The organism is Mucilaginibacter daejeonensis (assembly GCF_020783335.1).
Classification (GTDB): Bacteria; Bacteroidota; Bacteroidia; order Sphingobacteriales; family Sphingobacteriaceae; genus Mucilaginibacter; species Mucilaginibacter daejeonensis.
The window spans coordinates 3,457,572-3,477,499 of the sequence record NZ_CP086068.1 but is presented as its reverse complement, the minus strand read 5'-3'; the positions used below and the strand labels follow the sequence as shown (position 1 = coordinate 3,477,499).

General features: G+C 50.0%; 18 protein-coding genes and 1 tRNA gene. 10 read left to right on the top strand and 9 right to left on the bottom strand.

All coding sequences use genetic code 11. The annotated features are described in order from the left end of the window. The first annotated feature begins 7 nt into the window (after window positions 1-7). From LLH06_RS14840 to uxuA, 4 genes are read left to right on the top strand one after another with little or no spacing between them, the layout of a single operon-like run. Window positions 8-910 (top strand): alpha/beta hydrolase, encoded by a 903-nt coding sequence (locus LLH06_RS14840; RefSeq protein ID WP_228170079.1) that lies wholly within the window; start codon window positions 8-10, stop codon window positions 908-910. 29 nt (window positions 911-939) lie between these two features. Beyond that, entirely contained in the window at window positions 940-1,818 is an 879-nt protein-coding gene (locus LLH06_RS14835) for a sialate O-acetylesterase (protein ID WP_228170078.1), read from the top strand. 33 nt (window positions 1,819-1,851) lie between these two features. Further along, window positions 1,852-3,618 carry a family 43 glycosylhydrolase gene (locus tag LLH06_RS14830; RefSeq protein ID WP_228170077.1) on the top strand — a complete coding sequence of 589 codons (1,767 nt, stop codon included), beginning with the start codon at window positions 1,852-1,854 and terminating at the stop codon, window positions 3,616-3,618. A gap of 40 nt (window positions 3,619-3,658) precedes the next feature. Further along, window positions 3,659-4,879: a mannonate dehydratase gene (gene uxuA, locus LLH06_RS14825; RefSeq protein WP_228170076.1), complete on the top strand. Its 1,221-nt coding sequence runs from the start codon at window positions 3,659-3,661 to the stop codon at window positions 4,877-4,879. Between the two features lie 74 nt (window positions 4,880-4,953). Here the strand turns inward: uxuA and LLH06_RS14820 are convergent. After that, window positions 4,954-5,025: transfer RNA gene (locus LLH06_RS14820), tRNA-Arg, on the bottom strand. A 373-nt stretch (window positions 5,026-5,398) separates the two neighbouring features. Between LLH06_RS14820 and LLH06_RS14815 the strand changes: the two genes are divergently transcribed. Beyond that, window positions 5,399-6,139 (top strand): DUF4932 domain-containing protein, encoded by a 741-nt coding sequence (locus LLH06_RS14815; protein ID WP_228170075.1) that lies wholly within the window; start codon window positions 5,399-5,401, stop codon window positions 6,137-6,139. Window positions 6,140-6,285: 146 nt separating this feature from the next. Here LLH06_RS14815 and LLH06_RS14810 read toward each other — a convergent pair whose 3' ends face one another. The 5 genes from LLH06_RS14810 to LLH06_RS14790 all read right to left on the bottom strand — a co-directional run bounded on the left by LLH06_RS14810 (window position 6,286) and on the right by LLH06_RS14790 (window position 10,413). Further along, entirely contained in the window at window positions 6,286-6,693 is a 408-nt protein-coding gene (locus LLH06_RS14810) for a hypothetical protein (RefSeq protein WP_228170074.1), read from the bottom strand. A gap of 51 nt (window positions 6,694-6,744) precedes the next feature. Further along, window positions 6,745-7,254, bottom strand: coding sequence for an MOSC domain-containing protein (locus LLH06_RS14805; RefSeq protein ID WP_228170073.1), 510 nt, complete (start codon window positions 7,252-7,254; stop codon window positions 6,745-6,747). Between the two features lie 11 nt (window positions 7,255-7,265). Continuing rightward, the gene (locus LLH06_RS14800) at window positions 7,266-7,649 is read right to left on the bottom strand and encodes a DUF3037 domain-containing protein (RefSeq protein ID WP_228170072.1); all 384 of its coding nucleotides are present in this window, start codon (window positions 7,647-7,649) and stop codon (window positions 7,266-7,268) included. Further along, window positions 7,627-8,433 (bottom strand): HipA family kinase, encoded by an 807-nt coding sequence (locus LLH06_RS14795; protein ID WP_228170071.1) that lies wholly within the window; start codon window positions 8,431-8,433, stop codon window positions 7,627-7,629. Before LLH06_RS14795 ends, LLH06_RS14800 begins: the two co-directional genes overlap by 23 nt. A 291-nt stretch (window positions 8,434-8,724) precedes the next feature. After that, a complete protein-coding gene (locus LLH06_RS14790) occupies window positions 8,725-10,413 on the bottom strand; it encodes a polysaccharide lyase domain-containing protein (RefSeq protein WP_228170070.1) in 1,689 nt (562 codons plus the stop codon). Window positions 10,414-11,588: 1,175 nt separating this feature from the next. Here LLH06_RS14790 and LLH06_RS14785 point away from each other — a divergent pair. Together LLH06_RS14785 and LLH06_RS14780 are read left to right on the top strand one after the other, a co-directional pair. After that, complete coding sequence (locus tag LLH06_RS14785; protein WP_228170069.1) at window positions 11,589-12,653, top strand: M20 family metallo-hydrolase; 1,065 nt, start codon at window positions 11,589-11,591, stop codon at window positions 12,651-12,653. Then, window positions 12,654-13,574, top strand: a complete 921-nt coding sequence (locus tag LLH06_RS14780) for a DUF72 domain-containing protein (protein WP_228170068.1) — start codon at window positions 12,654-12,656, stop codon at window positions 13,572-13,574. Here LLH06_RS14780 and LLH06_RS14775 read toward each other — a convergent pair. After that, entirely contained in the window at window positions 13,571-14,437 is an 867-nt protein-coding gene (locus LLH06_RS14775; protein ID WP_228170067.1) for a YitT family protein, read from the bottom strand. The two genes, LLH06_RS14780 and LLH06_RS14775, sit on opposite strands and share 4 nt — an antisense overlap. 109 nt (window positions 14,438-14,546) lie before the next feature. On the opposite strand from LLH06_RS14775, the gene LLH06_RS14770 reads away from it, so the two are divergent. Both LLH06_RS14770 and LLH06_RS14765 read left to right on the top strand, forming a co-directional pair. Next, on the top strand, window positions 14,547-14,921 hold the full coding sequence (locus tag LLH06_RS14770; protein ID WP_228170066.1) for a response regulator: 375 nt from the start codon (window positions 14,547-14,549) through the stop codon (window positions 14,919-14,921). Window positions 14,922-15,015: 94 nt separating this feature from the next. Continuing rightward, complete coding sequence (locus LLH06_RS14765) at window positions 15,016-16,287, top strand: DEAD/DEAH box helicase (protein ID WP_228170065.1); 1,272 nt, start codon at window positions 15,016-15,018, stop codon at window positions 16,285-16,287. On the opposite strand, the gene pelA is transcribed toward LLH06_RS14765, so the two are convergent. Together pelA and LLH06_RS14755 are read right to left on the bottom strand one after the other, a co-directional pair. Continuing rightward, window positions 16,288-17,436 carry a pectate lyase gene (pelA, locus tag LLH06_RS14760; protein ID WP_228170064.1) on the bottom strand — a complete coding sequence of 383 codons (1,149 nt, stop codon included), beginning with the start codon at window positions 17,434-17,436 and terminating at the stop codon, window positions 16,288-16,290. It abuts the gene before it with no gap. A 53-nt stretch (window positions 17,437-17,489) separates the two neighbouring features. Further along, complete coding sequence (locus LLH06_RS14755) at window positions 17,490-18,191, bottom strand: hypothetical protein (protein ID WP_228170063.1); 702 nt, start codon at window positions 18,189-18,191, stop codon at window positions 17,490-17,492. A gap of 98 nt (window positions 18,192-18,289) precedes the next feature. On the opposite strand from LLH06_RS14755, the gene LLH06_RS14750 reads away from it, so the two are divergent. After that, window positions 18,290-19,852, top strand: coding sequence for a M20/M25/M40 family metallo-hydrolase (locus tag LLH06_RS14750; protein ID WP_228170062.1), 1,563 nt, complete (start codon window positions 18,290-18,292; stop codon window positions 19,850-19,852). Window positions 19,853-19,928: the final 76 nt, after the last annotated feature.

The following is a 19,928-nucleotide window of genomic DNA, read 5'->3' as shown; positions in this document are numbered from 1 at the left end:
CAAGATAATGAACTTTAAAAAGAACGTTGCCTGGCCATCATTACTGGCCTCCGCATTGATGATGGTCAGCCTGACCGTTAACGCACAACAGTCTATTCAACCTTCACCTGCCGGGTTCGATCAAGTGCAGGTGAGCATCCCGCGTGGTAAGATCGATACCATCACTTACGCATCCGCCACCGTGGGCAATGATCGGAAGGCGCTCGTGTACACCCCTCCGGGTTTCTCCCCTAAAAAGAAATACCCGGTGCTTTACCTGCTGCATGGCATTGGTGGCGATGAAAAAGAATGGCTGAACGGCGGGCAACCGCAGGTGATCATGGATAACCTGTATGCACAAGGTAAAGCACAGCCCATGATCATTGTGATGCCTAACGGCAGGGCCATGAAAGATGACCGGCCTACCGGCAACATCATGGCGGCCGATAAGGTGGCCGCATTCGCCACGTTTGAAAAGGACCTGCTGAATGACCTGATCCCATTCGTTGAACGTAAATATCCAGCCATGAAAGACCGCGAGCACCGGGCCATAGCCGGCCTTTCGATGGGTGGAGGGCAGTCTCTTAATTTTGGTTTGGGTAATCTGGATAAGTTCGCCTGGGTGGGTGGCTTTTCATCGGCACCTAATACCCGCAAGCCTGAAGAGTTGGTGCCTGACCCGCAAGTGGCAAAAAAACAACTCAAATTGCTTTGGATATCATGCGGAGCAAGTGATGGTTTGTTGAGCTTCAGCAATCGCACGCATGAGTATCTGGAAAAGAACGGTGTGCCACACATCTACTACATTGAGCCCGGCGTACACGATTTTAAGGTTTGGAAAGATGGCTTGTACAACTTCTCACAACTGATCTTTAAACCGGTAGATCCGGCGCTGTTCAGTACAGCAAGCACCTCTAACAGCGGTCAGTGATCTTAACGCATCATCTTATGATATCATCATTGAAGAATAAATTATTCAGGTGCTCGCTGGGTTTAGCTATATGCCTGGTCACGCTGCTGGTTAGCCACAATGCACGCGCACAAGACCGGAAATTTTATATTTTCCTTTGCTTTGGCCAATCCAATATGGAGGGCAATGCCCCGTTCGAAGCGCAGGACACCACCGTAGATGAGCGGTTTAGGGTATTGCAGGCCGTTGATTGCCCTGAACTGGGCCGCGTCAAGAATAAATGGTACACAGCCAAGCCGCCGCTTTGCCGGTGCAAGACCGGCATTAACCCGGCCGACTATTTTGGCCGTACACTGGTCGCTGCTTTGCCCAAAAAGGTAAAGGTGGGTGTGATCAATGTGGCTGTGGCCGGCGCAAAGATCCAGGTGTTCGAAAAGGATAATTACCAGGCCTACGCCGCTACGGCACCCGACTGGATGAAGAACACCATCGCTCAATATGGCGGCGATCCTTACGCGCGGTTGTTGGAGCTGGCCAAGATCGCTCAAAAGCAAGGCATGATCAAAGGGATACTGTTACATCAGGGCGAATCAAATACGAATGACACCACCTGGACCCGCCGGGTGAAAGGCATTTACGACCGCCTGATGCATGACCTGTCGCTGCGGCCATCCAAAGTGCCATTACTGGCCGGCGAGGTGGTCAATGCTGATCAGGGCGGCATTTGCGCATCCATGAACAAGATCATAGCTACGCTGCCTGATGTGATAACCAATGCGCATGTGATCTCGTCGGCGGGTTGTACCTGTTCCAAAGATCACCTGCATTTTGATGCCGCCGGTTACCGAGAATTGGGTAAACGTTATGGAGTAAAGATGTTATCGATCTTGGGTTATAAAGATTCATATGCTGATACTAACAGTAAATAGTACCGCTGCCTGCGTCAACTATTAGGTCCATCCATGAAAAGACACTTTAAAATAATTGCTCTGACCGGCCTGTTGTTCATCTTCCGGATCGGGAATGCGTTAGCCCAAAATCCGATCATTCAAACCATATACACGGCCGATCCGGCTCCCATGGTTTATAAGGATACCTTGTTCTTGTACACGGGGCATGACGAGGACCGAGCCACCTGGTTCGTGATGAAGGATTGGCACGTTTACTCCACCACCGATATGGTCAATTGGACCGATAGAGGTGCACGATTATCGTTGAACGACTTTAAATGGGCCAGCAAAGATGCCTGGGCGGGGCAATGTATCGAGCGTAACGGCAAGTTCTATTGGTATGTGCCCGTGAACGCTAAAAATGGCGGCATGTCCATAGGTGTGGCCGTGGGCGATAGCCCGACCGGGCCTTTCAAAGATGCATTAGGCAAACCCATGATCACCGGCGGGTGGGGCTACATCGACCCCACCGTTTTTATCGATACTGACGGGCAGGCTTACTTGTACTGGGGTAACCCGCATCTCTATTATGTAAAGCTCAATAAGGACATGACCTCGTACGACCCGTCAGTAGGTATTGTCAAGGTGCCACTTACTGAGGAGGCTTTTAAACTGCGCGTGATCAATGCGCACAAAACCTTCAAATGGGCAAGCTCCATCAACGGCACAGATGCACACACGGTCAACAATACAGCCGATAAAAGATCATACTGGTACGTAGCGGCTACCGACAAAACCACGGGTAAAAAAGTGATCGGAGTGGGAGTGGGCGATAGGGCGATAGGTCCGTTCACCGATGTGCTCGGTAAGCCACTGATCACCGAGCATACCGATGGCCAAATTTTGAACCCTACCGTGATATGGGATGCTGAAAAGCAGCCATGGCTGACCTGGCAGAACGGTAAGTGGCAGGCCATACTCAACGCCGACATGATGAGCTACGACAAAACCATCGGCATAATGGAAACGCCTGTTGATCAGCAAGAGATGGTCAGTAAAAAGATAGGAGCTACCGTGAACGCGACCGAAAAGCGGATGACCACTTACGAGGAAGGGCCATGGTTTTACAAGCGCAAAGGATTGTATTACCTGCTGTACCCTGCCGGTGGCGTGCCTGAGCATTTGGCTTATTCCACCAGTACAAGCCCGATAGGTCCGTGGAAATACCGCGATACCATTATGAAGGTGATCGGTAAAGGCGGCGCTTTTACCAACCACCCCGGTTTGGTGGACTATAAAGGTAAGACTTACCTGTTTTACCATAACGGCGCTTTGCCAGGTGGCGGCGGTTTCGATCGTTCGGTTTGTGTGGATGAAGTAACGTTCGATGCCGACGGTGCTATCAAGCGTGTAGAGCCGACCGAAGGCCTGAAAAATGGCTTGGGCACATTGGACCCTTACCAAAAGGTCCGAGCCGCTACGATCGCCAGGGAGCAGGGCATCGAGACGAGCCAAGATAGTGTTAGCGGGCAAGGTGTGTATGTAACCAGGATAAAAAATAACGGATATGTAAAGGTCAGGAACATTGACCTGAGGAAGGGTCCGCGGTCGTTTGTAGCTAACGTGGCGGCTGTAAAACCTGCACGCATCGAGATACATGCAGATGAGCTTGACGGTCCGTTGATCGGTAACTGTGACGTGCGTAACACCGGCGGGATCAATAAGTGGAGCCTCATCACCACTAAAATCAAAAAGATGACCGGCGTGCATGATATTTATCTTGTATTTAAAGGCGAAGGTGATGAGCTGTTCAACTTTAGCTGGTGGCAGTTCAGGTAGGCCATGACCTTCTTAATAAATAAAAGCAGATCAAAATAAAATGAGCTATACAGATAATAATGAGATGATCGCCGACCTTGAACAAACGTTCAGATGGTTCGGCCCGAACGACCCTGTCAGCTTAGCTGACATCACACAGACCGGCGCCACTGGGATCGTCACCGCGCTGCACCACATTCCCGCAGGAAAGGAGTGGAGCATGGATGAGATCAATAAGCGCAAGGGCATCATCGAGGCCAGCGGTCTGCGTTGGTCGGTGGTAGAAAGCGTGAACATTCATGAAAGTATTCGCATTGCGGGGAGTGAGCGTGATACTTATATCGAAAAGTATATCAACACGCTGAGAAATCTGGCCCAGGCCGGCTTAAGGATAGTGTGCTACAATTTTATGCCCGTGCTGGATTGGACCCGCACAGACCTTGATCACCGGTTGCCTAACAACGCATCGGCGCTGAGGTATGATGCCATCGCGTTGGCTGCCTTCGACCTTTACCTTTTGCAACGACCGGAGGCTTTCGACGAATTTACCGAGGAGCAACAGCGCAAGGCCAAACAATATCTGGATGGCCTGAGCGATGATGACAAGACCAAGCTTATCAACATCATTATGGCCGGGTTACCCGGCACTGATGAGGTGTTTACCATGGACGAGTTCAAAGTACATTTGAAGCGTTATGAGCACATCGATGCTACCGTGTTAAAGCAGAATATGGCCTATTTCCTGAGGGCGATCATCCCGGAGGCGGAACGTTTAGGCGTGAAGATGTGCGTTCACCCTGATGATCCGCCTTTCCCGATATTAGGCCTGCCAAGGGTGGTCTCTACCGAGCGGGATCTTGCCGATGTGGTGAATGCTTGCCCATCGCCCAGCAACGGCATCACTTTTTGTACGGGCTCATTAGGGGCCAACCCCAAAAATGATCTGCCGGGTATGGTGGCAAGGTTAGGTGCACATATCCATTTCCTGCACCTGCGTAATGTGCAGCGGGAGCCCGATGGCAGCTTTTACGAAGCTGATCACCTGGGCGGAAGTACCGATATGTATGCGGTGATGAAACGGATCATTTTAGAGCAACAGAAGCGTGCCGAAAGCGGCCGGGAAGATATCAGCATCCCGATGCGTCCTGATCATGGCCACAAGATATTGGACGACCACCGTTATGACACGTATCCGGGTTATTCGGTGATCGGACGGTTGAAAGGCCTGGCCGAACTAAGGGGTTTGGAGATGGGTATCAAAAGAACCTTATTTGACCGATAGGGTGATGAGACGGCCTGGTCAACTGGCAATATCCAAGGAAATAAAAAAGGCTTCAGCATTGCTGGAGCCTTTTGTGTTCCCGACGAGATTCGAACTCATATCAGCTGAACCGGAATCAGCCATTCTATCCATTGAACTACGGGAACTTTGAGCGGCAAATATATACTAATTATTGCCATCGTGATGATACAGATGTGTTTTTTTGGATAGGATGTGAGCCTGTATCAAACAACCATTAGTTACCTGTGCCAAAGGGGTTGCGGTCCTTTCTTTTGAGAGCGCTATTTGTTCAGCAATATTCCCACTTTGCGGCTCAAGGCCTGATCTACGGGGTAGGCATTCCCCAACTTAAAGTGTAGCTAAACTGCACTAATTAAGAATATGGTCGGTGTTCCTATGAGGTCGTTGTGTGATTTGTAATTTTAAATGCCATATGTTGAAATATTGATAATTGCTTTTGTTGGGCATTGGAGTTGCCTATATCTTATCAAACAACAACAAATACAACCCCTAATTAAAATGAAAAAGCAACTTACCATCGCCGCCCTGATCATAGCTACCGCAGTTACCTCATTCCTGACCAGCTGCCAAACTCAGAACGTAGCTTCACGCTATTCTTCAAAATATATCAACGCTAACACCGGCAAAGTTACCGCACAAGTGCCTGAAGCGTACGAGTTAGGTTACGTGATGCTGGCCTTGACCGACGCTGCTAAAGCCGATACTACCGTGGTAAACCAACACAGTGCTTATTACAACGAAGTGATCGCCGCCTTTAGTAGCTTGAAGAACAGCAAAGGGGTACAACAACTGAACGCTGATATTGCCCGCGATCCTAAGATGATCAAAAATTACCTGGATGGCCTGTATGCCTTAAAAATGAATGGCAACCGCGTAGTGTTGAAGACCGACTACCGCATCGACCTGAATAAAGTTAACTTCAGCCGTTACGCACTTTTACTGCAAGACCTGTACAAACAAGCAAATTTCCACCAATTCTACATACAACACCAAGATCTTTACGCTCAAATGGTGCAAAAAGCTAACACTTTGTTCAGCTACAACGAAGCCAAAAAAGCCGTTGACGCCCATGCACAAGGTTACCAGATCGTGTTATCGCCACTGATCAACGGTTATGCCGGTACTTTGCAGATCAAAGGTCACCAATACAGCGAATGCATCGTGTTCCCTCGCATGGCTACCGATGGCCGTAGCTACGCCCTTAACCAGAATTACAGAAAAGCTAACTCTGCAGAGTAATACCCCCACCATAAGCGACTAACTAAACTATTATAAAGAACAAGGCCGCAACTCTATTAGGAGTGCGGCCTTTTGTATGTTATATACGCTCACTATTGTAAAGAAGAGTGCTTGCCATTTGGCTCACACGCCTCTACACAGTGGTATTATTGTTTGGTGAGAAGGTAGACGTCCTCATACTTGCCGTTCATATATTTCCTGCTCAATCGTAGGTCGTTCCCATTTTGTTTTACGGCGAAACTTCCACCTAAAATCAGGCTCCAGTCAAATTCAGCCGTCCAAACGCACGCATTCATAAATTCAATGCTATCACCTTTGATGGAGAATGTGCCGTTACAGATTCCCGGGTATTTCCCTTGATCACTTGTGCCGCTGAATTTGCCCGACGAAAAGTTGAGCTGCACGTTAGAGATGTTGCCATACGTGTCCAGTTTACGTTGGAAGGTACCCTTGTAGGTGGCATCGTCTAAAACCACGGGTTTGGCTGACTCCGAAGATTTTTTGCAGGAAGAACTGATCATGATGATCAATGGAAGGATAAGTAGGCGTCTCATAATAAGCGGGTTTGATATCAGAGACGTTCGATCACAACGGATCGCTACAGGCTAACCGATATTTTCTTCGGCCATACTGACCGTAGCGTTCAATCCGATAGCTCCACCCTTCAATATACGTGCGGTGATGCCGCCATGGCCACGCATGGCGTTATAGCCACCTGGTCCCATGATCTCTTCCATCCGGGAGCAGGGGTGGCACTCGCCGGTATATTCTAATAATACATCGCCCACCCAAAACTTGCGATCTTTTAGCGCCAGCAAGTTGATACCTTTCACCGCGATGTTGCGGCGTAGCATACCGGGCGTCAGGGTATTCAGCTGCATCACCGAACTTACCAGATCGATATGCTCTTGCTGAATGAGTGTCACTTGCCGTTTGCTGGTGGCCGAGCCCGAAAAATGGTCGCCTTGTAAGCCTTTCAAGGTGATAGCTTCCACATTGTCTACTGATAAGAGTGGGGCCTTACGTTTAGGGCGTACGCCTATCCAGGTCACCTTGCCTTGCTGCGGCATGGTGTTCATCAGTTTTTGCAAGGGCGAGTTAGGCGATAATTTCATCTTTATAAGTTTTATGCTACCAACTGGTCGAACAGCCTTTTCAAGGTCGTACCGGGTTCAGTGCTGAACCCGGGGTGTACCTTGGAGGTCTGTACCACCGTACTGCGCGTAGCCGTAAGCCACCTAAACCTGGAGGCAGCATCCAAACGGGCTATCGCACCGCCCTGGGGGCTGCCTATACAGATCTGCTCAAAGGCATACAAATTTTTTGCCAGTTCTTCCACGTCCAGCTGTTTACAGAAGATACGCAAGCGTTCTTCATCGATCGTGATCTGGCATTGCAGGTACTTGCCCTTAGGGCAGTACAGTATCACCCCAACGTTCAAGAATTCCTCGCGCTCTACCCTGGGTACCACGCGGATCACGGCGTACTCAAATAAGTGCTGCTCTGGCATTTTTGGCTTCGGTAATAAAAGTTTGCGATGCGTTGATACGGGTGGTCAGGAATTGGTAGTACACCTCGCGGCGCTCCTCGGCGCTATCCTCGGTAGAGTTGTCGCTGAGCCAATCGGTAGGGATCAAGTCCACCACCATGCGTATGCGTTCAGGTGTGAGTATGGCGCGGAATTCCTCGTCTACCTCATCAAGCTGTGAGGCCCACTGGAGTAGTACATGGTCCTTGATCTGCGCAAATGGGCGTTTGGCCTGCTCTTCCCAGTTATGCCACGAGTGATGAAAATACAAGGACGCACCGTGGTCGATCAGCCATAACTCCTTATGCCACATCAGCATATTGGTGTTGCGGGGTGTCCGGTCAACGTTGGTGAGCAGGCAGTCCAGCCACACGATCTGCGATGATAGCTTATCGTCCAGCCGCGTCACCACGGCATCATAGGTGATGGCGCCTGATAGGTAGTGCAGCGCCAGGTTAAGACCTGTGCTGGCTTTCAGCAGGTCCTGTATCTCTTCGTCAGGTTCGGTGCGGCCAAAGGCGGTATCTAAGTTGGCAAAAACTAGTTCAGGTACCCGCAAGCCCAGCATCCGGGCTATCTCGCAGCCGATCAGTTCGGCAATAAGGGCCTTTACGCCCTGGCCGGCGCCTCTGAATTTGAGCACGTACAGGAACTCGTCATCAGCCTCGGCAATGGCCGGCAGCGAGCCACCTTCGCGCAGCGGGGTCACATACCGGATGACGTTCACCGTGCGCAGTTGCGGCGGTTCAGGTGGTAATTTTTGCATGTCGGTCACGGTGTCAAAGATAACGGCAAAGTGTTACATTTTGTGTTACAAAAGCGGTTAGGCGGATAAGCTGCTTCACTTTTGCAGATAATTACAGCTTTTTACAGATTTTTCTTGGTTTTGACAGTACGCCTACCGCTCAAAAACGCCCGAAACTGTTACATTGATGAAACACTTGTAACAGGTACTTTGCGGCTTTCTTTGATACCGTGATCGGCTATTGATCACTAACAAAAAAGGGCAGCCATTCAAAACGGCCACCCTCCAATTGATGAAAAAAAGCTTTCGATATTATTTACCTGGGATCACTTTGCTTAGTGGCACCACGCTATTCAGGTATACCTCGATGTTGGTGTAACCACTGCCATTCTTGGCCATAGCCGTTGCATCGGCAGCGTTCTTCGGATTTAGGCCTGCTTTGATCTCGTAAGCGTCGGGCATGCCGTCGTTATCACTGTCCTTGTATGGGGTGCCTTTGTATTCAGGGTAGCCACCTACTTGGTCGGGGTGGGTAATGATGCCTTGTTTGTATGAATCGTCAGGCAGGCGGTGTTTGATGTACTCGCGGCCGATCTGGTTGGCTGTGCCTTCTACGTAGATCGGTTTGCCGGTACGCACTACAGTGGTAACGCGGGTATCTACAGCATCACGCTTAGGCAAGGTGGCGCCTGCATTGGCCAGTACATAATCATACGCCTGTTTGGTAGGGATGATGGTCACCTTATGCTTCATCGGGAACGGCTTATCGGCCTTGATGCTGTCGGTCAGTGCGCCTGCATCCTCACCCTCACCGATCTGTATGCCGCCATCCCAATTGTTCTTGGTCACGCGGTCGTTGCCTTCAACGATGTTACCACTGGCATACACCTTACCATAAACGTCATGGCGGCCTTTTTGCCGACTACCCTCCGGTTTCAAGATCCGGTGCTCGATCGGCCTACCTTTGGGTGTGATCGGTCCGGGTTTGTAGTAGTTATTGATGAAGGTGAAGTACGAGCGGTCGTCGCCACCGTCGGCGCTGCGGTTCCACCAGTTAAAGATCACGTTGTTAAAGAAATTGAAATCGCCGTACATACCGATGGATGGATTACGGGCGATATTGTTGGCCCACAGGTTACGGGCAAAGGTGCTGTTCAAGCCACCTATGGTGCTGCCAAAGGCATGGTTATAGGTGTCCAGCGCTTCCGAAAATATGGAGTTCTGGATGGTGATGTTCACGGTTGCCATCTTTTCCTGCTTGGCGCCGGCACGGTCATACACGTGGCGGTAAATGGACATGTTCTCATCCAATCCCCAGCTGGCCGACACGTGATCGATCATGATGTTGCCCACCGGGTTGCCACCCAAACCATCGTCGCGGCGGGCCACATCGGTAGCCCCACGGCGAAAACGCATGTAACGCACTACTACATCGTGGGTGTTGATCCAAACCGATTCGCCGGCTATACAAACTCCATCTCCCGGTGCTGTTTGCCCGGCAATGGTGATGTAAGGTGCCCTGATAATGATGGGGCTTTTCAGTTTAATGATACCCGCCACGTTGAACACGATGATACGCGCACCGCCTTGCTCGCAGGCCCAGCGGAGGGTACCCTCGCCGCGGTCGGCCAAACTGGTCACCACATATACTTTGCCGCCACGGCCACCAAAGGTATAAGCGCCGCCACCCTCGGCACCGGGGAAGGCTACGATCTTGGCTTGCGGCAGGTCCTCCGGCTTGTTGGCCCATGGCACGTATGGCTTGCCTTTCTTCTCGTCAACTTCAATGATGGGCAGGGCTTTTTTCCAGGCCTCATCACTCAGGCGTTCCTCAACGGCAAGTGCCGAATCGGCTTTGGCCTGTACGGCAGGAGGTATGGTAGGATATTGTGCTTTAGCGGTATTGAAGGTGCATATGCCGGCCAGTAAAGCCAGCGTGCCTAATGTCCGTTTACCCGGTAGGGAAGGTGCAGTAAATTTGCGTTTATCTTCAGTGCTCATAATACGGTGCGCCTAAGCGCATAAACTTTCAGGTTTTGTAAGTGGTGAATGGTATCACCAAATATCCTACAAGTGATCACTGGAACCCTGCCTGCTATTTGCAAGGTATTGTAGGATGTTGTCACTGGTGGTGTTTAGCGTGCTGAGATGTGTAAAAAATTTGTGAATAAAGGAGGTCTTGAATTTAACTATCGAGATCATCCAGGCATAATTAATCACGGGGTAAGGTCGTGAGCAACAATTTCAATAATACTTATCAAATATTAGCAGGGGCAATAAGTCTAGACTTTAGCTATCTTGTTCGGTGTATATAATAGCTAAGACCACATCACTTTATGGAAAACATAGGCAACAGACTCATATTATTAACTGCCGTCGTATTAAGTTTGGAGGTTATATTACGGATTTGTCTGTTGGTCCCAACGCTCAGCGACCGTTTCGACGCATACTTCGCGTATGGGTCACTAGGAACTGATTCCTTTATCTTGTATGTGATCCCATTATTGAATTTAGCGGCTCTCTTGTGCTATTTGATAGGTTCTATATTCTGGCCTGTTAATAAGCAGTTGCTTCTGCAAAGTTATATGTGTTCCATGTTCTATATCCTGTTCTTCCTAACGTCCTATGTACTATCAGATATGAATAAAATGCATCTGTCGTTTTAGAGCCAAAGGATTCAACAGAAGGAAAACTTGCTTTATGCCTAAATTTATTTCCATAGTGGCTTCTCACCTTGCATGAGGGATGCTGAAACAAGTTCAGCATGACCGGTTCGTTTGATGGGTGAACTTTTACACTCACCATCCCGTCATGCCGATGCCTATCGGCATCTCTCAGGACAAGTGAACGACCTTGCATTAGGTATGCTGAAACAAGTTTAGCATGATCGGTTCGTTTGATGGGTGAGCGTTTCACTCACTATCTCGTCATGCCGATGCCTATCGGCATCTCTCAGGACAAGTGAACGGCCGTGCAGGAGGGATGCTTGAATAGCATGACCGGGACTTTTCAGTATTTATAAGGACCTTTATCAATAGTTTTTCTGATGGCGGCCACTTCAACTACTCATGCAGAAGCACTACAATGGACTCATAGGTGCTATTGAAGCCATACCGTTTGTCGTAAAGATCAATTACCTTTGTGGCGATCATTTGGGCAACTAGCCCTAAGCATCTATGACCAATACCGAAACATTATACCAGGAGGCTGTCGAACTGCTTCAGCAACTGATCCGCACCCAGTCGTTCAGTAAAGAGGAAGACCAGACCGCGCTGATCCTGCAAGATTTTTTGAGCCGTCACCGTGTGCCTACGCACCGTAAGCTGAACAACCTGTGGGCCTATAATAAGCACTTTGATCCCAGCAAACCCACCATTTTGCTGAACTCGCACCATGATACGGTGAAGCCTAATTCGGGCTACACCCGTGACCCGTTCGATGCTGCGATCGTTGACGGTAAGCTTTACGGTTTGGGCAGTAATGACGCCGGTGGTTGTTTGGTGTCGCTCATCTCGGTGTTCCTGCACTTTTATGATCGTACCGACCTTAAATATAACTTTTGCCTGGCCACCACGGCCGAGGAAGAGATATCGGGCCGTAACGGGCTCGAACTGGTGATACCCGACCTGGGTAAACTGGAGTTCGCCATAGTAGGGGAGCCCACGCTGATGCAACTGGCCATTGCCGAACGTGGCCTAATGGTGCTGGATTGTACCGCTCATGGCAAGGCTGGCCACGCTGCCCGCGAGGAGGGGGAGAACGCCATTTATAAGGCCCTGGCCGATATCGAGTGGTTCCGCAACTACCGTTTCGCTAACGAGTCTGAACTTTTTGGTCCCATCAAAATGTCGGTCACCATCATCAATGCCGGTTCGCAGCATAATGTAGTGCCTGCGGCCTGTACCTTTACGGTAGATGTACGCGTGACCGATGCTTACCGCAACGAGGAAGTGCTGAACATTATTAAAGAGCAGGTAAGTTGCGATGTGGTGCCACGTTCGATCCGTTTAAAACCTTCTTCTATCGATAAGAACCATCCGATCGTGCAGGCGGGTATAGCCATGGGCCGCGAGACCTATGGGTCACCTACCACATCAGATCAGTCGCTGCTCGATATCCCGTCGCTCAAAATGGGCCCGGGCGATTCGGCACGGTCGCACACGGCCGATGAGTTCATTTACCTCGATGAGATACGCGAGGGCATAGCGCTGTACATCAAAATGCTCGAAAGCATCAACTAAATGGAGTTCGGCAAGTTACCTGCAAATGAACTGGGCAACGCTGAACTGAGCCTGCCGCCCGATGCACCGATCACGGCGCACACGCTGGCCGCTGCTAAAGGCAAAGAGCCGCTGCAGGTGTATGTAGGTTGCTCCAGTTGGACTCAAAAGGTGTGGAAGGGTAACATGTATCCGCCCAAGATCAAGGATGCCGACATGCTGACCGAGTATGCCCGCAACTTCAACATGATCGAGCTCAACACTACGCACTACCGCATGTATGATAGTGCGGCCATTAGCAAGTGGAAGGAGAAGGTAGCCGAAAACCCTGACTTTAAGTTTTGCCCCAAGGTGAACCAGCTGATCAGCCACATCAAACGCCTGAAAGGTGCCGATGAACTCACCACATCGTTCCTGGAAAGTATGTTATCTTTTGAGGAAAAGCTGGGGCCGATATTTTTGCAGATGAGCGATAACTATGCGCCTAAAAGCTTTGATGATTACAAGGCCTACCTGCAAAGCCTGCCACGCGATCTGCCCATTTACACCGAGCTTAGGCATAAGGACTGGTTTGGCGTTTCATCCAACTTCAATGCTGTTTTTGAGCTGATGCATCAACTGGGCATTGGCGCGGTGATCACTGATACGGTAGGGCGACGCGATGTGATCCATATGGCCCTGCCTACACCACACCTGTTCCTGCGTTTTGTGGGGAATGCCCTGCACGCCACCGATCATATCAGGATGGATGCCTGGATAGCGCGCATCAAGCAATGGACCGCCCAGGGGTTGCGTTCGGTATGGTTGGGTATGCATCAAAGCGATGAAATGGCCGCGCCCGTGCTGTGCGACTATTTTATCCAGCGCATCAATGAGGAACTGGGACTTAATGTTGCCCGGCCTACGCTGGCGCAGCCATTACCGGGCGGCTTATTTGCTTAGTGCAGCGCCCGGCGTTTCATTAAACCGCCTGTGGTATCATCAATGCTATGCTGAATGATGAACGCGGCCGGATCTACCTTTAAGACCCGCTCTTTCAAGGCCGGTACCTCTAAACGGGTCACCACCGTGAAAATGATATCCCGCGGGTCGTTCACCTGCCCGTCTTTACCATAACCGCTTTTACCGTTGTAAATGGTCACGCCACGGCCTAACTGCATAGTGATCACCTTGCGGATCACCTCGCTCTTGAGTGATATCACCGTGATGCCTGTATACTGTTCTATACCATTCAGGATGAGGTCCATGGTCTTGGTGGCGGCAATATAGGTCAGGATAGAATAGAGGGCCGATTCGATGCTGAGCAGAAAAGCTGCCGCACCAAAGATCAGTACATTGAAGATCAGCACCACATCGCTCACCTTCAGCAATTGCGCTTTTTTGCTGAGTAGTAGGGCAGCTATCTCGGTACCATCAAGCACCGCGCCTCCGCGCATGGCGAAGCCTATACCCACGCCAATGAAAAAGCCGCCAAATACCGCGGTAAGTAATTTATCGGGCGTAATGTCGGGGAAATTGATGAACGCCAGGCATAGCGATAGCCCGGTGATGCCAATGAGCGATTTAATGGCGAAATTGAGGCCCATCCGCTTGTAACCCAGGATCAAAAAAGGTATATTGAGCACAAAGATCAGGATGGCCAGCGGTACATCGGTGATGTTGGCCAGCAAGATGGAGATGCCGGTAACTCCTCCATCTATAAAGTGGCTCGATAACAGGAATCCTTTAAGCCCAAGGCAGGCCGAGAACATGCCTAGGATTATCAAAAGCCAATCGATCACTAATTTTTCTTTGGTTACTTTCATACGATAGATAGATGGTCAAACATCGGTTAACAGGCCAAATATGTACGATGTTGGCCTGGTGAGGTGGTAAGATAGAAAAAAAGGCGTAATTTTTGATGCAAATTTGAATATGGATACCAGGCAAAGAACGATATTGATCGCAGATGATGACAAGGCTATCGTTGACGCAATGAAAGCTATACTTGATCATTCGGGGTATGAGGTATTGTCGGTCACTGATGGTACATCGGTGATGCAGGCCGTAAAAGCACAGCCTGACCTGATCCTGCTGGATATTCAAATGCCCGGTCATGACGGCCTCATGGTGTGCAAACAGCTTAAACGCCAGGCCTCTACCAAAGACATACCGGTCATCATCGTATCGGCCAGTCTGGACATCCAAAGCAAGGCCGCCGATTGTGGTGCCGACGATCATTTGGCCAAGCCATTTGAGATGGAAGTGTTGCAGGAAAAGGTATCTAACCTGCTGCAACGCGTATTGTGATCATGCTTACGCTTGACAAATAGGTCAAGGTATTTGGCCGGTTATGCTGTTAACCCTCATTTAATTCATATCTTGCATCTTTATTGCAGAGATAGTGACCTTTAACGACCTTGATTTTAATGAACAGTTAGCCGAAGGCCTGCTGAGCATGGGGTACAAGACCCCGACCGCCATACAGCAAATGGCCATCCCGGTGATCATGGAGGGTAAGGATGTGATCGCCTGTGCCCAAACAGGTACCGGTAAAACCGCATCATACCTGCTGCCGGTATTGAATATGATCGGTGCGCACCCTAACCACCAGATCAAAGCCCTTATACTGGCACCCACCCGCGAACTTGCCCAACAAATAGACCAGCAGGTAGAAGGCCTGGCATACTTTACCGAGATCAGCTCCATGGCTGTTTTTGGTGGCGGCGATGGTATGGCCTATGCCCAGCAAAAGCGCGGCATCGATAACAAGGTGGATATTTTGATCGCTACCCCGGGTAGGCTGATCTCGTTCCTGGCGTCAGGCTCCTTGAAACTTAACCATTTAGAATATTTGGTGCTGGATGAGGCCGACCGCATGCTTGACATGGGTTTCCAGGAAGATATCATGCGTATCATCAGCTATTTGCCCGCCAAACGTCAAACGCTTCTCTTCTCGGCCACCATGCCGAGCCGCATCAGGCAACTGGCGCGTACCATATTGCACGAGCCTGAGCAGATCAACATCGCTATTTCGCAACCGGCCGTTGGTATCAAACAACAGATCTATAAAGTTCACGATGAGCAAAAGACCAAGCTGCTTTCGGGTATCCTGAAAAGCGGGGCCTTTACCAGCATCATCGTGTTCTCATCAACTAAAGACCGTGTTAAATCGCTTGATAAAGAGCTGCGCGGTTCAGGCATCAATGCTAAAGCTTTCCATTCCGACATTAAACAGGACGAGCGTGAGGACATCTTATTGGAGTTCAAGAACAGGCAACTGCCCGTGATCATTGGTACCGATGCGCTATCGCGCGGTATAGATGTGGAAGGTATAGACCTGGTGGTGAACTACGATGTGCCGCCCGACCCTGAGGACTACATACACCGGATAGGCCGTACCGCACGTGCTGCAACCACGGGTACCGCTATCACCTTTGTGAATCAGCGCGATATGCGCCGTTTCCAGAGCATACAGCAACTGATCGAACGCGAGATCGAGGAACTGACCCTGCCACCTGAATTGGGTGAAGCGCCGAAATTCAAGGAGGAGGCCAACAATCGTCCGCGTAACAGCAGGGGCGGGGGTAACCGTGGCAGAGGCGGCCGTAATAATGGTAAAGGCGGTAAGCGCCGTCCTAACAGCGGACCTAAACAGCAGTCGAGCAACGGTTAACTATTCTGTTACGTTCCATTTTTTAGCCCAGGCAGGATAGCGGTCGAGCACTTTTTGCGGGTTGTAGGTGTACCAGCCATAACCAGAGCGACGTTCGCGCGCTACCTCGGCCAGCGAGTACACGATCTTGCCGTCGCGGTTGCAAAATATCGGGCGGTGGGTCTGCAGTTCATAAAAGCGGGCCCAAATAGGAGGAGCGGCAGGGTCTTGCACTACCACGCGGTCCACTCGTGATACGGTATAGCGGCTGGTATCAGGCGCTGCCTGAACGGTCTTGACCCTGATGCCTTCGATCTTCGATTCATTGAACCAGTTCACGGCGTTCTTCACTGCATTGACCACTCTTGCAGATGGCTGATCGATATCCATGAGTAGCTGCACGATGCCAGCGCTCTCGGCGTTACAGATCGATGGCATCTCGTAGGCACGCGCCCAGTCAGGCTGTAGCGTCACTTCATCGTGCTGCTGGCACCAGGCGGTCACCTCACCAAAATCATTGATCTGGCTATTCAGGATGCACTCCAAGCCCTTGTCGTACGCTTTGCTCACCCGGTCGCGCAGGGCACCGTTCACGAACCCATAGCGGGTGCGGTCGTCTCTTATATCTTTTAGCGTATTCATGATGCCCACGTAGGCATCATCATTAAAGGTGATGTGTCTGCTATAGCCTTTTTGTAAAGGGAAATACTGCGGCCAGCCACCGTTGCCGTACTGAGCGTCCAGTATAAAGTTGATGCCCTTGATGGCTCCATCCGCATATTTCTGATCTTGCGTAGCCTCGTATATCTGGGCCAGGCCGGTAACGTGGGTGTAGCTGGTGCCGTTATCGAAGGTGGTGTTCAGGTTGCTTTTATCGTTGTTGATGCTATCCTTTTGGACAGGGGTAAGGATGGCCATGATGTCGTAGTTCTTTGCCCAGCCACCGTTGTTCTTTTGAAAGAGCAGGATATTGTCGCCGATCTCGCGCAATTGGGTAGGTTTGTATTTGGGTTGGTCCTTTTTAGGGCCGATCACGTTATGATCGTCCTTGATCCCATACCAGTGGCCGGCATTGCTGGCGAACATGCGCACATCTATCTTCACCGCGCGCTGAGCCAATACCTGTCCGCTGATACCCAATAGTATCATCGATGTCCAAAAGTGCTTCATTATAGTTTAGTTAACTAAATGTACGCAAATAGTTAACCAAAAAACAAGAATACTTAAGATAGCCAATCAGCTTTATCGGGGAACATCCGGAAATATTTGAAATGATGGAGGTCTTCAAAGATCTCGAGCTTGGGACGGTACACTTCATCACCTCTAACCATCCTATCTACTGTAACGAATTTCTTGGCGAAACCTTCTTCTTTGACAATATACAGTGTGACAGTAGATCCTTGATAACCCGTATAACATAACGCTAAAACCTTAAGTCCGATTGATCTTTCACTTGTATGGTGTGAGGCAAAAAGGATGTCAAATCTATTCGTATAGGCGTTAAGATCTTGTAAGAACATCTCCTCTAACTTGATCTTCTTTTTTATGTTCAATACATACCATGGATCTTCTACGAACAGAACAGGTGGGTTAGTTAACAAGTAATCTTCGATCACCTGATGATCAACGCCTGCAATGTCTATTTGTATCAGATCTTTCTCTACGTCTTCAATATATCCTATCGTAATACCGCCTTCCGCAAAAAGAAAATATCCATTCTCGAGTTGCACGTTGATCTCAAGATCGTTCAAGGCTTTTGAATTATCATCACCTCCTGAGTTGAGAGACCGCGTCAATTTTTGAATAATGCGAACGCGATCTTTATATGGCTTTAGCTGTCCGTATAAATGTCCCATACTCGCGTCGCCTACCTGCAAAAGAGTTGATCCAATATATTCACCTTTGAAAAAGACCTGAGCGTTCATTTAATGAATATATATAATTTGGGGGGCGCAACAACATACCGTTTTTTGTAACAACAGCGTGACCTGCACCCGCCGCTTCTATTGATTATATTAGCTTAATGAAACTCAAACTAAACTATTTGACCTATGTACCTGCCGTAGCCCTGCTATTGGCAACAGGAACGGTGCATGCCCAGAATTCGGTGATCGATCAGATCGTGAAGGAGGGTAACGAGAACTCGCAGCTCGAAAAGCTTGCGCACGAATTGCTCGATGGCATCGGCCCCCGCCTGGTGGGTACGCCGCAAATGCTTAAAGCCAACGAATGGGCGCTTGCCAAGTACAAGAACTGGGGCATCTCTGCCCGTAACGAAAAGTGGGGTGAGTGGCGCGGATGGGAGCGTGGCATATCGCATATCGATATGGTATACCCACGCGTTAAGTCATTAGAGGCCACCCAACTGGCCTGGAGCCCCGGTATGGGTAATCAAACCGTTACTGCCGAGCTGGTGATCCTGCCCGAGGTGGCCGATTCAGTAGCTTTTAAAGCATGGTTGCCTAAGGTAAAAGGTAAGTTTGTAATGATATCGATGGCGCAGCCTACTGGCCGGCCCGACTATAACTGGCAGGAATATGCCACCAAAGAAGAGTTTGAGAAGATGAAGGCCGCGCGTACAGCGCAGACCACAGCCTGGCAACAGCGGATCAAGAACACTGGCTACACGGCTAAGACCTTGCCGGTGGCGTTGGAGGAAGCCGGAGCCGCTGCGGTGATCATCAATAACTGGTCGGCAGGATTTGGGGTGGATAAGATATTTGGTGCTAACACTAAAAAAGTGCCTACGATCGATATCGCACTGGAAGATTACGGTTTATTGTACCGTTTGACCGAAAGCGGCATGAAGCCAAAGATCAGCATACATACCGAATCGAAAGAATTGGGTGTGGTGCCTACCTACAACACCATCGCTGAGGTGAAAGGTTCGAGCAAAGCTAATGAGTATGTGATGCTATCGGCCCATTTTGACTCATGGGATGGCGGTACAGGCGCTACCGATAACGGTACCGGCACGTTAACCATGATGGAGGCTATGCGCATTCTTAAAAAGGTGTATCCAAAACCTAAGCGCACTATTTTAGTTGGCCATTGGGGTAGCGAGGAGCAGGGCCTGAACGGTTCACGCGCCTTTGTGGAGGACCATCCCGAGATCGTGAAGAATTTACAAGCACTTTTTAACCAGGATAACGGTACCGGTAGGGTAGTGAACCTTTCAGGCCAAGGCTATGCCAAGGCTGGCGAGTACCTGACCCGCTGGTTGAACGCGGCGCCATCATACCTGCGCGACTCGGTGAAGACCAGCTTCCCGGGTGCACCGGGCGGTGGCGGATCTGACTTTGCCTCATTTGTGGCAGTAGGCGCTCCGGGTTTTTCGTTAAGCTCGCTAAGTTGGAGCTATGGTAACTATACCTGGCATACCAACCGCGATACCTACGACAAGATAGTGTTCGACGAGGTTCGCCGTAACGCCATACTGACCGCCATCATGATCTACATGGCCAGCGAGGATCCTGAGCACACCTCCACCGAAAGGGCGCCACTGGGCAACAACCCACGTACCGGCCAACCCATGAAATGGCCAGAGCAAACCAAAGCTACCCGCCGTGGTGGTTTGGATAAGTAAGATCTGATGATCGATATATTGACCAGCCCGTGCAACGATGAGTTGCACGGGCTGGTTTTGTTTAAAAGCTAATATA

Coding starts and splice junctions, on each gene's coding strand:
- LLH06_RS14840 (WP_228170079.1), top strand. CDS start 8: ATGAACTTTAAAAAGAACGTTGCCTGGCCATCATTACTGGCCTCCGCA.
- LLH06_RS14830 (WP_228170077.1), top strand. CDS start 1,852: ATGAAAAGACACTTTAAAATAATTGCTCTGACCGGCCTGTTGTTCATC.
- uxuA (WP_228170076.1), top strand. CDS start 3,659: ATGAGCTATACAGATAATAATGAGATGATCGCCGACCTTGAACAAACG.
- LLH06_RS14815 (WP_228170075.1), top strand. CDS start 5,399: ATGAAAAAGCAACTTACCATCGCCGCCCTGATCATAGCTACCGCAGTT.
- LLH06_RS14810 (WP_228170074.1), bottom strand. CDS start 6,693: ATGAGACGCCTACTTATCCTTCCATTGATCATCATGATCAGTTCTTCC.
- LLH06_RS14805 (WP_228170073.1), bottom strand. CDS start 7,254: ATGAAATTATCGCCTAACTCGCCCTTGCAAAAACTGATGAACACCATG.
- LLH06_RS14800 (WP_228170072.1), bottom strand. CDS start 7,649: ATGCCAGAGCAGCACTTATTTGAGTACGCCGTGATCCGCGTGGTACCC.
- LLH06_RS14795 (WP_228170071.1), bottom strand. CDS start 8,433: ATGCAAAAATTACCACCTGAACCGCCGCAACTGCGCACGGTGAACGTC.
- LLH06_RS14790 (WP_228170070.1), bottom strand. CDS start 10,413: ATGAGCACTGAAGATAAACGCAAATTTACTGCACCTTCCCTACCGGGT.
- LLH06_RS14785 (WP_228170069.1), top strand. CDS start 11,589: ATGACCAATACCGAAACATTATACCAGGAGGCTGTCGAACTGCTTCAG.
- LLH06_RS14780 (WP_228170068.1), top strand. CDS start 12,654: ATGGAGTTCGGCAAGTTACCTGCAAATGAACTGGGCAACGCTGAACTG.
- LLH06_RS14775 (WP_228170067.1), bottom strand. CDS start 14,437: ATGAAAGTAACCAAAGAAAAATTAGTGATCGATTGGCTTTTGATAATC.
- LLH06_RS14770 (WP_228170066.1), top strand. CDS start 14,547: ATGGATACCAGGCAAAGAACGATATTGATCGCAGATGATGACAAGGCT.
- pelA (WP_228170064.1), bottom strand. CDS start 17,436: ATGAAGCACTTTTGGACATCGATGATACTATTGGGTATCAGCGGACAG.
- LLH06_RS14755 (WP_228170063.1), bottom strand. CDS start 18,191: ATGAACGCTCAGGTCTTTTTCAAAGGTGAATATATTGGATCAACTCTT.
- LLH06_RS14750 (WP_228170062.1), top strand. CDS start 18,290: ATGAAACTCAAACTAAACTATTTGACCTATGTACCTGCCGTAGCCCTG.